The sequence below is a fragment of the Arthrobacter sp. KBS0702 genome (genome assembly GCF_005937985.2).
Taxonomy (GTDB): Bacteria; Actinomycetota; Actinomycetes; order Actinomycetales; family Micrococcaceae; genus Arthrobacter.
Genome location: NZ_CP042172.1, coordinates 3,096,393 through 3,110,929, shown reverse-complemented (window position 1 = coordinate 3,110,929; position 14,537 = coordinate 3,096,393). Strand labels below are relative to the sequence as shown.

The following is a 14,537-nucleotide window of genomic DNA, read 5'->3' as shown; positions in this document are numbered from 1 at the left end:
ACCGAATGGGCCAGCTGACCGGACCGACAGACCCCACCGCCGATGCCCACTGGGAGCACAACCATCCGCGCAAGGGGTTCTTCACCGACACATCGATTTGCATCGGCTGCAAGGCCTGCGAAGTTGCCTGCAAGGAGTGGAACCACAACCCGCAGGACGGAAACCTCGAACTGCTCGGGTCCTCCTATGACAACACCGGGTCGCTGGGTGCCAGCACCTGGCGGCATGTCGCCTTCATCGAACAGGGCCAGGAGCGCATTGCCGAGGCCCGGGAATCAGGCCGTGCCCTGGTCAGCCTTGGCATGCCGCGCATCGGTCCGCCGGCCCCACCCAGCGTGGCGGACCTCGCGGACGCCGATACCACCCCGCCGGACACGCCGGACTTCCGCTGGCTGATGTCCTCTGACGTCTGCAAGCACTGCACGCACGCCGGATGCCTCGACGTCTGCCCCACCGGAGCGTTGTTCCGCACCGAGTTCGGCACCGTCGTGGTCCAGGACGACGTCTGCAACGGCTGCGGAACCTGCGTGGCCGGGTGTCCGTTCGGCGTGATCGAGCGCCGCAGCAACGGCACCGTGAAGGTTGCCGCCAGCAGGGAGGAACAGCACGCCAAGCATGCCGACGTCCCCAACGCGGGCGTCGCCCAGAAGTGCACCCTGTGTTACGACCGGTTGGTGGCCGACGAGACACCCGCGTGCGCCAAGGCCTGCCCGACGACGTCCATCAAGTTCGGCGACCACGAGGACATGGTGGAGACCGCCAAGGAACGGGTCGCCACCCTGCACGCCCAGGGCATGACCGAGGCCCGGCTGTACGGCGCGAACGAGAACGATGGCGTCGGCGGAACCGGTTCGGTCTTCCTGCTGCTGGATGAACCCGAGGTCTACGGCCTCCCGCCGGACCCGCGGGTGCCCACGGCGGACCTGCCGAAGATGTACCGGCGGGCCGGCATGGCGGTAGCCGGCATGGCCGTCGCCGCCGCGGTGGCGTTCCTGGGAGGACGCGAGTGACGCTCTCGGAATTCGACAGCTTCCGGCCCACCGAGCCTGCCCGACGCCGGCGGGAGGGCGGCAAACGCGGCACCGGCCGGCGCAGGGAAAACGGTGACGGCTCCCGGGAAATGCCCATGGTGCCGGAACCTGAATTCACCTCGTACTACGGCCGTCCGGTGGTCAAGCCGGCCCCCTGGGGCGACGACGTCGCCATCTACCTCTTCCTCGGCGGTGTCGCCGGCGGTTCCGCCCTGCTGGCAGCCGGCAGCCAGCTGAGCGGACGGCCGCTGCTGCGGCGGAATGCCCGGCTCGGCGCCTTGGGCGCCGTCGGCCTCGGCGCCGCCGCCCTGATCAAGGACCTCGGACGCCCGGAGCGCTTCCTGAACATGCTGCGCACCTTCAAGGTGACCTCGCCGATGAGCGTCGGCTCTTGGATCCTGAGCGCGTTTAGCGCGGGAGCCGCCGTGGCCGCCGTCGCGGAGATCGACCGGATGAGCGGCGAACGGCTGCCGCTGGGACCGCTGCGGGGCGTGCTCCGCGCCGTAGAAGGCCCGGCCGGCCTCGAAGCCGCCGTCTTCGCGGGACCGCTGGCGGCCTACACGGCCGTCCTGCTGGGCGACACCGCGACGCCGACCTGGAACGAGATGCACGGGGAACTGCCGTTCGTATTCGTCAGCTCCGCCAGCCTGGCCTCCGCAGGGCTCGCGATGGTGACAACCCCGGTCCGCGAAGCCGGACCCGCTCGGAACCTCGCGCTGCTCGGCGTGGTCGGGGACGTGGTGGCAATGAAGATCATGGAACGGCGGATGGACCCGGTGGCCGCGGAGCCCCTGCACCAAGGCAAGGCAGGCAGCCTGCTGAAGTGGAGCGAGCGGCTTGTCCTGGCCGGCGGACTGGGCACCCTGCTCGGAGGCCGGAACCGGGCGGTCGCGGCGGCGTCGGGACTGGCGCTGCTGGCAGGCTCGGCACTTACCCGTTTCGGCGTGTTCGAGGCCGGGCTCGCCTCGGCCAAGGATCCCCGCTACACGATCGAACCGCAGAAGCGGCGCCTGGCGGCGCGGCGCGCCGCCGGCGTCACCGGCGATGCCATCACCACCGGCAGCTGACGCGCCGGCCCGGAGCAGTCAGCACTGCTCGGGCCGTCGGCGCGCCGGGTCTAGCGGATCCGGATGCCCTGCCCCGCCGTCGTATGGCCGATCACCGGGTAGCCGGGCACCTCGCCCACCACGAGCAGGCCGCCGGAGGTTTGCGCGTCCGCCAGCAGCAGCAGGTCATCCTCCGTGATCCCGGCGTCGGCGTCGAGGTGGGCGCGCACCCAATCGAGGTTGCGCTTGGTGCCGCCGGAGACGAATCCGTCGCGGAGCGCCGCCCGGGCGCCGTCCACCAGGGGGACGGACTGCAGGTCAATGACGGCGCCGATCCCGGAGGCGCGGACCATCTTGTAGAGGTGTCCCAGCAAGCCGAAGCCGGTGACGTCGGTGGCCGCCTTGACCCCGGCGGCGACGGCGGCGTCGGAGGCGTCGCGGTTGAGCCGCGCCATCGTTTCTACCGCCTCGGCGAAGACCTCGCCGGTCTGCTTGTGGCGGTTGTTGAGCAACCCGACGCCTATGGGCTTGGTCAGCGTGATGGGCAGTCCGGGCTCGGCGGCGTCGTTGCGCAGCAACCGATCCGGGTGGGCGACGCCGGTGACGGCCATGCCGTATTTAGGCTCCGGATCGTCGATGGAGTGGCCGCCCAACACCGGGCAGCCCGCCTCCGCGGCGACGCTCAGGCCGCCGCGGAGCACCTCTGTCATGAGTTCCATCGGCAGCACGCCACGCGGCCAGCCGAGCAGGTTGATGGCCGTCACGGGCCGGCCGCCCATGGCGTAGATGTCTGACAGGGCGTTGGCCGCGGCGATGCGGCCCCAGTCGTACGCGTCATCGACCACGGGAGTGAAGAAATCGGCCGTGGTCAGCACCGCCAGATCCTCGCGGACCAGGACGGCGGAGGCGTCGTCGCCGCTGTCCAGCCCGACGAGCACCTCCGGCCCGGGGTGCCCGATCAGGCCGCGGACGGCGTCCTCGAGTTCGCCCGGGGGAATTTTGCAGGCGCATCCTCCGCCGTGGGCAAAGCCTGTGAGCCGGATGGGCGTGGCGCCCTCCTCCGGCTTCCGGGTGGTTATCTGGGCCTCGGTCACCCGCCCAGCGTACCCCCAAGGCAACCCTGCTATATTGATGCGCGGTGGCGTCCGGGTCCTGGTGGGCCCCCCGGTCTTCAAAACCGGTGCGGCCGAGCATCTCGGCCTGGCGGGTTCGATTCCCGTCCGCCACCGCCAACTTCAGGCGTCACTGCCGCCGGCCGAGGAGGACCGTGGACCAGACCGACCCCCGGCGATTCATTCCGCGGACGAACGACCTGCTTGCCCTGGCCGCCGTCCGGGAGGCCGCCGGGCGGCTCGGCGGCCACGTCATCCGCGAGCTGATCCGGGACGTCCAGGACCGGGCCCGGCGCGGCGAGCTGGCCCCCGAACTGGTGGAACCGACGCTGACGGCGGCGGTGAACGGCCGCCGGGCAACCACCCTGCGGCCCGTGCTCAATGCCACCGGCGTCATTGTCCACACCAACCTCGGGCGCGCGCCGCTCTCGGACGCCGCCAAGGAAGCCCTCGTCGCCGCCAGCGGCTACGTCGACGTCGAACTCGACCTTCGGGACGGCAGCCGCTCCAGCAGGGGAGCGGGCGCCCGGGCGGCCCTGCTTGCCGCCTGCCCAGCGGCGGAGGCCGCGCTGGTGGTCAACAACGGAGCGGCCGCACTCGTCCTGGCCACCACCGCCCTGGCGGCCGGCAAGGACGTGGTCCTGAGCCGCGGCGAACTGGTCGAGATCGGCGCCGGCTTCCGCCTTACGGACCTGATGGAGTCCACCGGCGCTGTGCTCCGGGAGGTCGGCACCACGAACCGGACGCACCTGGCCGACTACGCGGACGCCCTGGGGCCGCAGACGGGGTGCGTGCTCAAGGTGCACCCCAGCAATTTCCGGGTCGACGGATTCACCTCCGCCGTGCCGCTGACCGAACTGAGCCGGCTGACCGTGTCCGACGGCGTGCCCCTGGTGGCCGACCTCGGCAGCGGACTATTGACGCACGACCCCCTGTTGCCGGACGAGCCGGACGTGACCTCCGCGCTGCTGGCCGGAGCCGACGTCGTCATCGCCAGCGGCGACAAACTGCTGGGCGGCCCCCAGGCGGGCCTGCTGCTGGGCCGTAAGGACATCATCGAGCGGCTGGCCCGGCATCCCCTGGCCCGGGCGGTCCGCGCCGACAAACTCGCCCTCGCCGCCCTCGAAGCCACCCTCACCGGCGGGGCCACGCCCGTGTCCCAGGCCCTGCACGCCGACGTAGGGGAGCTGCGCCGGCGCACCGACAGGCTCGCCGCGGCCCTCGGCGTCGAGGTCGTGGCCCACGACGGCAGGGTCGGCGGCGGCGGCGCCCCCGGCGTGCCCCTGCCGGGTTGGGCCCTGCGGCTGCCGGAGCGGCTCGCCGGGCCGCTGCGTACCGGCAGCCCGGCCGTGCTTCCGCGCGTGCACGACGGCGCCTGCCTGATCGACTTACGCTGCGTGCCCGCCGCGGACGACGACCGGATCCTTGACGCAGTCCGCCAAGCCCAGGCACGTTTTGCGGTGGCCGACGCCGGGGGCGCAGCCTGAATTATGTACGTCATCGCCACGGCCGGGCACGTTGATTCCGGCAAGAGCACCTTGGTCCGCGCCCTCACGGGGATGGAACCGGACCGGTGGGAAGAGGAACGCCGCCGCGGACTGACCATCGACCTGGGCTATGCGTGGACTACGCTGCCCTCCGGCCGCGACGTGGCCTTCGTCGACGTCCCGGGACACGAACGGTTCCTCGGGAACATGCTCGCCGGTATCGGTCCGGCGCCCGTAGTTTGTTTCGTGGTCGCAGCCGACGAAGGCTGGCAGGCGCAGTCCAGTGACCACCGCGACGCCGTCGCGGCCCTTGGCATCGAGCACGGCGTGATCGTCCTGACCCGGTCCGACCGGGCCACGGAGCAACACCGCACCGAGGTCCTCGCCAGGGCCCGCGCCGAGCTGGCCGGAACAGGCCTGCGCGACGCTCCCGCCGTCGCCGTCTGCGCCATTGACGGCGCCGGGCTGGACGACCTGCGCGCCGCGCTCGACAACGTCCTCGCCCGGGTGCCGGCGCCAACCCTGACCGGCCGAGTGCGGCTCTGGGTGGACCGGTCCTTCACGATCACCGGCTCCGGGACAGTGGTGACAGGAACCCTCGCCGCCGGAACCCTGGCCCGCGGCGACCGGCTGATGCTGTTGGGGGACGCCACCGAGCGGCCGGTGGCCATCCGCGGGCTGCAAAGCTGCGACACCGCGCGGACCTCGGTGGAACCGGTGAGCCGGGTGGCCCTGAACCTCCGCGACGTCGGCCCCGCCGAGATCCGCCGGGGCGACGTGCTGGTGACCCCGGACGCCTGGCCCACCACCGCCGTCGTCGGCATCCAACGCGCCTCGGGCCTGGAGTACACGGAGGTGCCGGAGAACATCATGGTGCATGTGGGAACAGCCGCTGTCCCGGCCCGGCTGCGTCCCTTCGGCGCCGACCTTGCACGCCTGGTCCTCGACCGGGCCCTGCCCCTGGTGCTGGGGGACCGGTTGGTGCTGCGGGATCCCGGGCGTCACTCCGTCCTGGGCGGCGCCCGCATCCTCGACGCCGACCCGCCCCAACTGGTGCGCCGCGGCGACGGGGCCAAGTGGGCGCGGCGGCTCGCCGCGATGGACCCCGCAGGCGACCTCGCCGGCGCGGTCGCGGCCCGCGGTGCGGTCCGGGAGGAGCACCTGAGGCGGCTGGGGCTGCTGACCGGTCAGGACCCCGCAGGGTTCGACGACATCCATGTCATGGGGGACTGGTGGGTGCACGCTCCCGTCCGCGAGGCGTGGCAGCAGCGGTTGCGGACGGCCGTCGAGGAGCTGCGGCAACGGGACCCGTTGGCCCCCGGGCTCTCCATGGGGGCCGCGACCGGCCTGCTGGGCCTGCCGGACGAACGGCTGCTGCCGCACGTGATCGACGCCGCGACGCTGGAGGCCGACGCCGGACACATCCGGGTGCCCGGCAGCCGCGCCGACCTCGGCGCCGCCGAGCCCGCCGTCGCTGAGCTGGAGCGCCGGCTTTCCGCGGCCCCGTTCCACGCCCCGGAAGCCGACGACCTGACCGCGCTGGGCTTGGGCGCCCGGGAGCTGGCTGCCGCCGAACGGGCGGGCCGCCTGCTGCGGTTGCGCGACGGGGTGGTGCTGCTGCCTTCGGCGCCGGCCCTTGCCATGCGTGCGCTGGCCGGCCTTGAGCAGCCGTTCACTACGAGCCAGGCGCGTCAGGCGCTGGACACTACCCGCCGGATCGCGGTTCCGCTGCTGGAGCATCTTGACTCGCGCGGTTGGACCCGGCGCTTGGATGCCGGCCACCGCTCGGTAGTGCGCTGACCGCGGGCGCTAAACCTGGGCGACCGGCCGCGCAGTCCGTGCCGCGTTTTCCCGGGCGGCGGGCAGCACCTGATGGGCCGCTAGCTGGGTGACTGCTTTGTCCTCAACCCGCCCAGCGCCGGCCGGGAGGACGAGTCCCAGAACTCCAAGAAGTCCCGCTCGGCGGCGGCCGCCAGGCCCTCCTCCTTCGCGTGCAACCGTCCGTACGTGAAGGCGTTCTCGCCGCGGTCCTGGGCCCGGCGGGCCAGCTCCGCCAGCCGCTGCCGCGCCACCACGCTGTCCTGGTGCAGGCCCAGCAACTGCTGGATTTTCCGCGCGGACTTCGCGGTCCGTTTGGCGGTCCTGCGCCGCCTCTTGCCTGCGTGCGTCTTCCCGGTGCGTTTGGGCAGTGAGGCGGCCAGTTCGGCTGAGTAGCGCAGCCGCTTCGCCGCCTTGCGGACCTCGTGCAGGCCCGCATCCCGGGTCCCGCCGTCGTCTGCCCTTGCAGGAAGCGCTGTGACGGCGCGCTGTAACCGCCGCCGGTCCTTGGCCACGAGCTTGCCGAACCTCGCCCCGGGATCTCCGGCGGCCGTCGGTGACAGCGCAGCGTCGGTGAGGAACCGTTCCAGATCCGCCAGCAGCTGGACATAGCGCTCGTTTCCGAGCGCCTCGAGGACCGCGTCGAATCCCGCCGCGGCCAGGGCGTCGAGCTCCCCGTCGATCCGGGTGGCAGCCGGGCCATAAGCTCCGGAAATGCCGCGCAACGCCGCAGGCTCCTGGGCGAGCAGGGTCGCCAGCCTCTCGCGGACCACCCCCGGATCCCGGGCCGCGCCCAGCAGCCCCGAGAGCCAGCGCAGTTCGTCCCGGAGCGGTTCCACGGCGCCGTCGTCGAACAACGGCCGTCCCGAGGCCAGCAGGGAGCGGAGGCGGCGGGCCGCAACACGCATCTGATGGACGCCTTCCGGTTGTTTGGACCGGACCCCGGGCGCCTGCTGGCGCAACTCAGCGAGCTGCTGGCCTAGGTAAGCCAGCAAGGCCTCGCCCGCGGTGGTTGCCACGCTTCACTCTACTTCTTGGCGCAAGGCCCTGACGCGAGATGGCAGATCACGGCAATGTTTGTCTCCGGCACTGCCGCGGAGTGTCATCTCGGCATAGGCTGTCCGGGACCGGAACAGCCACGCCACCCCAGGAGCCCCACATGACGCACCAGCACCACCTTGGCCGGGTCGCGGTCGTGACCGGAGCGGGTTCCGGGATCGGGCGGGCGGTGGCCCGGCTCATGCTGGCCGAAGGCTACCGTGTCGTTTTAGCCGGCCGGCGTGAGGAGCCGCTGCTGGCGACCGGGGCCGGCCACGCGCAGGCGCTCGCGTTTCCCTGCGACGTTACACGCCCGGCCGACGTGGAACGGCTCTTCGCCGTCACCCTGGAGCAGTGGGGCCGGGTGGACGTGCTGTTCAACAACGCCGGGATGTTCGGCCCCGAGGCCTCGGTGGACGAGATCAGCGTCGCCGACTGGGACGCCACGGTGGCGGTGAACCTGACCGGTTCCCTGCTCTGCGCCGCCGCCGCCGTCCGGGCCATGAAGGCGCAGTCGCCGCAGGGCGGCCGGATCATCAACAACGGTTCCATCGCGGCGCATTCGCCCCGGCCACGGACCGTTGCGTACACGGTCACTAAGCATGCGATGACCGGGCTGACCAAGAGCATCGATCTTGATGGCCGAGGCTTCGGCATCAGCTGCGGCCAGATCGACATCGGCAACGCCGCCACGGACCTGATGAATGAGATCGGTGTTGGCGACGGCGCGCTCCAGGCCGACGGCAGCCGCCGGGTGGAGCCGACGTTCCCGGTCGAGGACGCTGCCCGCGCCGTGCTGCTGATGGCCGGCATGCCCGCGTCCGCGAGCGTGGGGTCGATCGTGATTACCGCAGCCGGGATGCCGTTCATCGGCCGCGGCTGAGGCCCTGCCGCCGGGCAGGCTGCTGGCCGGCGTCATGGCCCGCTAAAAAAGCGGCAGCAGCCCGGACAAGTCGGCCCGCAGCCCGGACGCGGCCACCGTGCCGGCGTCGACCGCGTCCGCCCAGTCCAGTCGGCCGGTCACCATCGCCAGCCAGGTGGCGGCGTCGCACTCGATGACGTTCGGGGGAGTGCCGCGGGTGTGCCGCGGGCCCTCCACGCACTGGGTGACGCCGAACGGCGGCACCCGGACCTCCACCGAGTTGCCGGGCGCCCGGGCGGTGACTTCCTCGAGGGTGTAGCGCACCGCCGTCGCGAGCGTGTTGCGCGAGACGGCGGGCACCCCGGACGCCGGCACTTCTGACGCTGGCACTTCTGACGCTGGCACTTCTGACGCTGACGCTGGCGCCTGGGCGTCGCGCCACGCGGCCAGGGCGGCGCGGCCCTCGTCCACCGGGATCCGGCGCCGTTGCACTGCCACGGGCCTAGTCCAGCAGCGCCGAGACGGCGTGGCCGAGGCGGATCTTGCCGACTTGCCGGCCGCCGCCCAGGACCGGGTCCACCACCTTTTCCAGCACGCTGGAGACTTCCGGAACCTCGACGGCGCCCGCGGCCGCCAGCAGGGTCAGGCCCACCAGGGTTGTGGCGCGGATGTTGCCGTCAAGGACCTTGATCGCCACCGAGACGCCCTGCGGGGTGGCCATCACCAGCACCCCCTCGGCGCCGATCTTGGCGATGATTCCCAGCTCGTCCATGACAATAGTGTTCGCCTGCCCCCGGCCCTGCACGGCCCACGGGTAGTCCAGCATGGACGTGGCGATCGTGGCGGCGCGGGCGTTGGAATTGTTGTCCCCGGGGGCCTTGGCCAGGCGGGAGTAGGCCCGGGCGAGGCCGGTGAGGGAGACGGCCGCCACCGGAGCGCCGCAGCCGTCGATGCCGAGGTGGGCGATGCGCTCGCCGCAGTACTCCTCGATCACGGAGCGGATCCGCTGCTGCAGGGGGTGGTTCGGTTCGAGGTAGCTGTGGGTATCCCAGCCGTTCTCGGTGCAGGCCCAGAGGAAAGCCGCGTGCTTTCCCGAACAGTTGAAGGCCAGCCGGGACTTCCCGCGTTCCGTCTGGACCAGCCAGGTCCGGGCCGTCTCGTCCTCGGGCCACGCGGCCGGGCACTGGAGTTGGGCTTCCTTGACGCCGGCCGCCTTCAGCATGCCTTCGACCACGTCCATGTGGTCGAGGGAGCCGACGTGGCTTCCGCACGCGATCGCCACCTGCGCGCCGCGCAGCGGCACACCGGACTGCATGGACGCCAGGGCCTGCAGCGGCTTGAGCGTGGAGCGCGCGTAGATCGGGGTGGTGATGTCGCCGAGTTCGGTGACGACGTTGCCGTCCGCGGACAGCACGACGGCGGAGCCGATGTGCCGGGACTCGATGAAACCGCTGCGTTCTATGACTGCCAGTTCGACGGCGGACTCAACAGTGAAGGTGGCATGCGGGTTCGAAGGCATGCTGCAATTCTATGGTGCGATGCCGGCCCGGCCCGGTTACTCCACGGTGACCATCACGGACTGCCAGCCGGAGGCGCCGTCGGGTACGGGATCGGCCCGCTTGTCCGTCTGTACCTCGCCGGTGCCGTCGGTGGCGCGCGCCTTGATGTAGTGCGGGCCGGGGGTCGCCTCCCAGTCGAAGGACCACTGCCGCCAGGTCACCACGGAGGCCTCGGCCGACAGCACCGCCTCGGTCCACGGGCCGTTGTCGATCTGGACCTCCACCTTCGTGATGCCGCGGGTCTGCGCCCAGGCCGTGCCGCCGATCGCGACTTTCCCGGCGGCGACCTTGGCGAAGGACTTGGGGACCTCCACCCGGGCCATGGTCTTGATCGGGCCGCGCTCGGACCAGCCGCGCTGGGTCCAGTAGGCCTTGTTGTCCGCGAACCGCGTCACCTCGAGATCGACCACCCATTTGGTGGCCGAGACGAAGCCATACAGCCCGGGGACCACCATCCGGACCGGGTAGCCGTGCTCCAGCGGAAGGGCCTCGCCGTTCATGCCGATCGCCAGCATCGCGTCGCGGTCGTCCTGCAGGACCTCCAGCGGCGTGGAGGCGCTGAAGCCGTCGACAGAGGTGGAGAGCACCATGTCGGCACCCTCCTTGGGCCGGGCCCTCTTGAGCGCGTCACGGATGGGCATGCCCAGCCATTTGGCGTTGCCGGCCAGGTTCCCGCCCACCGGGTTGGAGACGCAGGTCAGCGAGACGTGGGATTCGATCAGCTGGGCATCCAGGAGGTCCTGGAAGCTGAGCCGCACCTCTTGTTCGACCATGCCGTGGATCCGCAGTTCCCAGTCCTGGACGTTGATTTCCGGCACGCTGAGGGCGGTGTCGATCCGGTAGAAATCCTTGTTTGGGGTCAGCCAGGGGGTGACACCGGGTGCCTTGGACTGGACGCCGGCGGGCACGGCGGCGGCTGGCCTGGCCGGGGCGGGAAGCTTGAGGGCGTCACGGGCCTGCGCCACATTGCTGCGGGCGGCGCTCAGGAGCCGTCCCCCGGTTGCCGCGGCGGCGGCCGCCACTGCAGTGATGCCGGTGGCGGTGAAGAAGGCGCGGCGGCTGGTGGCGGGTCGTTCCGGTTCCTTGGCGCCGCGGTCCGAGGCCACCTCAGGCCATTCCCGCATCCGCCACAGCCTGGTGATCAGGAGCCGGAGCACAATGAGGCCGGCCACCGTGCCGATCAGCGAAGGAATGGCATCGAGGGGCTTAACGCTGGCCCGGGTCACCACGCTGGCCACGATCACCGTGCCCATCAGGACCACCCCGGCCACACCGAGGGCCCACCTGCGATAGGCCACGACACCGAGCACACACGCCAGCAGCAGGATGGTCAGGCCCATGCCCGCGAACAGGGCGGCCTTGTCATTCGTGCCGAACGTAGCGATGGCGAAGTCCTTCATCCACGGCGGGGTGAAGTCAATGAACGTCGAGCCGAGGGCAATCAGCGGCGTCGCGCGGGCCGTAAAGAAGGCGCCGAGTAGTTCCGCGACGGCCAGCACGACGGCGGCCGAGACCACCCCGGCCAGCGCTGCGAGGGCTACGGGCCCTGACAGCAGGCGCTTCCTGCGCTGGTGCATGCGCTGGTTCGTGCCCTGGGGGGTGGTGCCGGGCTTCGGGGTGCTGGGCGTCGTCATACAGGGTGTTCGGAGCGGCGCGGGCCGCGGATTGACCGCCCGGGCGATCGGGCGCGTCGGGGAGTGGGGATGTCTCGTGGATCGTGCGGTGCATTGCGGCGGACATGCCCATCCCTGGGCGTGAGGATTGGACATATACGCACTATGTCCAGTGGCTGCGGCGAGGACTGGGCATGTCCGGTGGGACCCGGCCCGAAGGATGGGCATGTCCGCCGGAACCCGGGGTCCACGGGCCGCAGGGACGGGCATGTCCATCCTGGGGCGTGAGGAGTGGACATATACGCACTATGTCCAGTGGCTCCGGCTTGGAACGGGCATGTCCGGTGGGGCCGGGCCCGAAGGATGGGCATGTCCGTCGGAACCCGGGATCCACGGGCCGCAGGGACGGGCATGTCCATTCTTGGGCATGAGGAGTGGACATATACGCACTATGTCCAGTGGCTGCGGCGTGGGCTGGGCATGTCCGATGGGACCCGAGCCTGGGAGGGCATGTCGTGTAGGCGGGGCCGGGCCCGAAGGATGGGCATGTCCGTCGGAACCCCGGGTCAAGGGGCCGAAGGCAGGCCAACTCCGGCCGGCGGTCACAGCTTAGGAGCCTGCAGGGTCCACCACGTACCCTTGGGAACTGTGAAGGTACTTGTCATCGGCCCCGGCGGCCGCGAACACGCCATTGTCCGATCCCTGCTCGCCGACCCGAATGTTTCCGAGGTCCACGCGGCCCCGGGCAACGCCGGCATTGGCAAGCTGGTCCCCACCCACGCCATCGACGCGAATGACCCCGACGCCGTCGCCGCCCTGGCCACGAGGCTCGCCGTCGACCTCGTGGTGGTGGGACCCGAAGCCCCGCTCGCCGCAGGCGTGTCAGATGCCGTCCGCGAGGCCGGAATCCCCGTCTTCGGGCCCAGCAAGGCCGCCGCCCAGCTTGAGGCCTCCAAGGCCTTCGCGAAAGAGGTCATGGCCGAGGCCGGCGTGCCCACCGCGATGGCCCGGGTGGCATCCAACGCCGCTGAAGCTGCCGACGCGCTGGACACCTTCGGCGCGCCGTACGTCGTCAAGGATGACGGGCTCGCCGCCGGCAAGGGCGTGGTCGTCACCCGCGACCGGGACGAGGCGCTGGCCCACGCGCAGAGCTGCTTCGACGCCGGCGGCACCGTGGTGATCGAGGAATTCCTCGACGGCCCCGAGGTCTCCGTCTTCGTCCTGTGCGACGGCCGCACCACGGTGGCGTTGTCCCCGGCGCAGGATTTCAAGCGCATCTTCGACAACGACGAGGGGCCCAACACCGGCGGCATGGGCGCCTACACCCCGCTGGACTGGGCCCCCGAAGGCCTGGTGCAGGAGGTCATCGACCGGGTTGCGCAGCCCACCGTCAACCAGATGGCGCACCGCGGCACCCCGTTCGTCGGCGTGCTCTTCGTCGGCCTCGCCCTGACGTCCCGCGGCACCCGCGTGATCGAGTTCAACGTCCGCTTCGGCGACCCGGAGACCCAGGCCGTCCTGGCCCGGCTCAAGACGCCGCTCGGCGGCCTGCTGATGGCCGCCGCCAAGGGCGAACTGGACAAGGTCCAGCCGCTGCGCTGGTCCAAGGAGTCGGCCGTCGCCGTCGTCGTCGCCGCCGAAAACTATCCGGGGACGCCGCGGACGGGGGACCGGATCCGCGGCCTCAAGAAGGTCGAGGCGATCGAGGGCGTGCATGTCATCCATGCCGGCACCAAACTCGACGACGAGGGCAAAGTCGTCTCCGCCGGCGGCCGCGTCCTCGCCGTGGTGGCGCTCGGGACCGACCTCGTGGAGGCACGTGAGCGGGCCTACGACGGCGTCGAACTGGTCCAGCTCGACGGCGGCCAGTTCCGTACCGACATCGGCGGCAAGGCCGCCCGCGGCGAAATCAAGGTGACGGCCCCCGGCGCGGCCGCCGCTGCGGCGAAAGCGAAGGCTTGATCGTGAACGCGACTGAATCCTCCCTGCCCGCAGGCGGCCTCGACACCGAGACGCTGGACCTGCCCGGCTGGACGCACGTCTACTCCGGAAAGGTCCGCGACCTCTACATTCCGGCCGACTCCTCCATCACGGAGCGCTTCGGCCACGAGTGCGTCCTGGTGGTGGCCAGTGACCGTATCAGCGCTTTCGACCACGTCCTCGCCAGCGAGATCCCGGACAAGGGCCGCATCCTCACCCAGCTGAGCCTGTGGTGGTTCGAGCAGCTCGGTGTGGAGCACCACGTGCTCGCATCAACGGTCGACGGCGGCGTCCCCGCCGCCGTAGAGGGCCGCGCCATGATCTGCAAGAAGCTCGAGATGTTCCCGGTGGAATGCATCGCCCGCGGCTACCTGACGGGGTCCGGGCTGGCGGAATACAAGGAATCCGGCACTGTCTGCAGCATCCCGCTGCCGCCCGGCCTCGTCGACGGGTCCCGGCTCGCCGACGCCATCTTCACCCCCTCCGCCAAGGCCGAGGTGGGGGAGCACGACGAGAACATCACCTACGAGGACGTGGTGGAGCTGGTGGGCGAGGACATCGCAGGCCGGCTCCGCGAACTGACCCTGGAGATCTACACCAAGGCCGAGGAGATCGCCCGGGACCGCGGCATCATCCTGGCTGACACCAAGGTGGAGTTCGGCATCGACACCGCGACGGGCGTCATCACCCTCGGCGACGAGGTCCTGACACCGGACTCCTCGCGTTTCTGGGACGCCGCCACCTACAAGCCGGGGCAGGCGCAACCGTCCTACGACAAGCAGTACGTTCGCGACTGGCTGACGTCCGCGGAGTCCGGCTGGGACAAGGCCTCCGACACGCCGCCGCCGGCGCTGCCTGCCGACGTCGTCGCCCGCACCCGCAGCCGCTACGTCGAGGCCTTCGAGTTGCTCACCGGGCGTACGTTCGCCTGAGGCGCCGGCGCCGGGGCGGTGTGCCCGAGCCGCGGCGGCCGGTGCTTCGGGACCCGGCC

12 protein-coding genes and 1 tRNA gene are annotated in these 14,537 nt (G+C 71.2%); 8 read left to right on the top strand and 5 right to left on the bottom strand.

Features of this window, described 5'->3' with window-relative positions:
- Positions 1 to 5 precede the first annotated feature (5 nt).
- Together FFF93_RS14360 and nrfD are read left to right on the top strand one after the other, a co-directional pair.
- Positions 6 to 1,010 carry a 4Fe-4S dicluster domain-containing protein gene (locus FFF93_RS14360; protein WP_138768315.1) on the top strand — a complete coding sequence of 335 codons (1,005 nt, stop codon included), beginning with the start codon at positions 6 to 8 and terminating at the stop codon, positions 1,008 to 1,010.
- The gene (nrfD, locus tag FFF93_RS14355) at positions 1,007 to 2,098 is read left to right on the top strand and encodes an NrfD/PsrC family molybdoenzyme membrane anchor subunit (RefSeq protein WP_138768316.1); all 1,092 of its coding nucleotides are present in this window, start codon (positions 1,007 to 1,009) and stop codon (positions 2,096 to 2,098) included. The genes FFF93_RS14360 and nrfD overlap by 4 nt, the downstream gene beginning before the upstream one ends.
- 50 nt (positions 2,099 to 2,148) lie before the next feature.
- Here nrfD and selD read toward each other — a convergent pair whose 3' ends face one another.
- The gene (selD, locus tag FFF93_RS14350) at positions 2,149 to 3,156 is read right to left on the bottom strand and encodes a selenide, water dikinase SelD (protein WP_395858440.1); all 1,008 of its coding nucleotides are present in this window, start codon (positions 3,154 to 3,156) and stop codon (positions 2,149 to 2,151) included.
- Between the two features lie 58 nt (positions 3,157 to 3,214).
- Between selD and FFF93_RS14345 the strand changes: the two genes are divergently transcribed.
- From FFF93_RS14345 to selB, 3 genes are all read left to right on the top strand, one after another.
- Positions 3,215 to 3,309, top strand: a tRNA-Sec gene (locus tag FFF93_RS14345).
- 35 nt (positions 3,310 to 3,344) lie between these two features.
- Complete coding sequence (gene selA / locus FFF93_RS14340) at positions 3,345 to 4,676, top strand: L-seryl-tRNA(Sec) selenium transferase (protein WP_138768318.1); 1,332 nt, start codon at positions 3,345 to 3,347, stop codon at positions 4,674 to 4,676.
- 3 nt (positions 4,677 to 4,679) lie between these two features.
- Entirely contained in the window at positions 4,680 to 6,476 is a 1,797-nt protein-coding gene (gene selB, locus FFF93_RS14335) for a selenocysteine-specific translation elongation factor (RefSeq protein WP_186372167.1), read from the top strand.
- Positions 6,477 to 6,556: 80 nt separating this feature from the next.
- On the opposite strand, the gene FFF93_RS14330 is transcribed toward selB, so the two are convergent.
- On the bottom strand, positions 6,557 to 7,513 hold the full coding sequence (locus tag FFF93_RS14330) for a CHAD domain-containing protein (protein WP_138768320.1): 957 nt from the start codon (positions 7,511 to 7,513) through the stop codon (positions 6,557 to 6,559).
- 140 nt (positions 7,514 to 7,653) lie between these two features.
- Here FFF93_RS14330 and FFF93_RS14325 point away from each other — a divergent pair, with 140 nt between their 5' ends.
- The gene (locus tag FFF93_RS14325; protein WP_138768321.1) at positions 7,654 to 8,415 is read left to right on the top strand and encodes an SDR family oxidoreductase; all 762 of its coding nucleotides are present in this window, start codon (positions 7,654 to 7,656) and stop codon (positions 8,413 to 8,415) included.
- Positions 8,416 to 8,457: 42 nt separating this feature from the next.
- On the opposite strand, the gene FFF93_RS14320 is transcribed toward FFF93_RS14325, so the two are convergent.
- The 3 genes from FFF93_RS14320 to FFF93_RS14310 are packed head-to-tail and all read right to left on the bottom strand — an operon-like array spanning position 8,458 to position 11,530.
- Positions 8,458 to 8,892, bottom strand: coding sequence for a sterol carrier family protein (locus FFF93_RS14320; RefSeq protein ID WP_138768322.1), 435 nt, complete (start codon positions 8,890 to 8,892; stop codon positions 8,458 to 8,460).
- Positions 8,893 to 8,896: 4 nt separating this feature from the next.
- Positions 8,897 to 9,913 (bottom strand): asparaginase, encoded by a 1,017-nt coding sequence (locus FFF93_RS14315; RefSeq protein WP_138768323.1) that lies wholly within the window; start codon positions 9,911 to 9,913, stop codon positions 8,897 to 8,899.
- A gap of 36 nt (positions 9,914 to 9,949) precedes the next feature.
- Entirely contained in the window at positions 9,950 to 11,530 is a 1,581-nt protein-coding gene (locus FFF93_RS14310) for a molybdopterin-dependent oxidoreductase (protein ID WP_261375450.1), read from the bottom strand.
- 684 nt (positions 11,531 to 12,214) lie between these two features.
- Between FFF93_RS14310 and purD the strand changes: the two genes are divergently transcribed.
- Together purD and FFF93_RS14300 are read left to right on the top strand one after the other, a co-directional pair.
- Positions 12,215 to 13,528, top strand: coding sequence for a phosphoribosylamine--glycine ligase (gene purD, locus FFF93_RS14305; RefSeq protein ID WP_138768325.1), 1,314 nt, complete (start codon positions 12,215 to 12,217; stop codon positions 13,526 to 13,528).
- A 2-nt stretch (positions 13,529 to 13,530) separates the two neighbouring features.
- Positions 13,531 to 14,478 (top strand): phosphoribosylaminoimidazolesuccinocarboxamide synthase, encoded by a 948-nt coding sequence (locus FFF93_RS14300; protein WP_138768326.1) that lies wholly within the window; start codon positions 13,531 to 13,533, stop codon positions 14,476 to 14,478.
- The last annotated feature ends 59 nt before the right edge of the window (positions 14,479 to 14,537 follow it).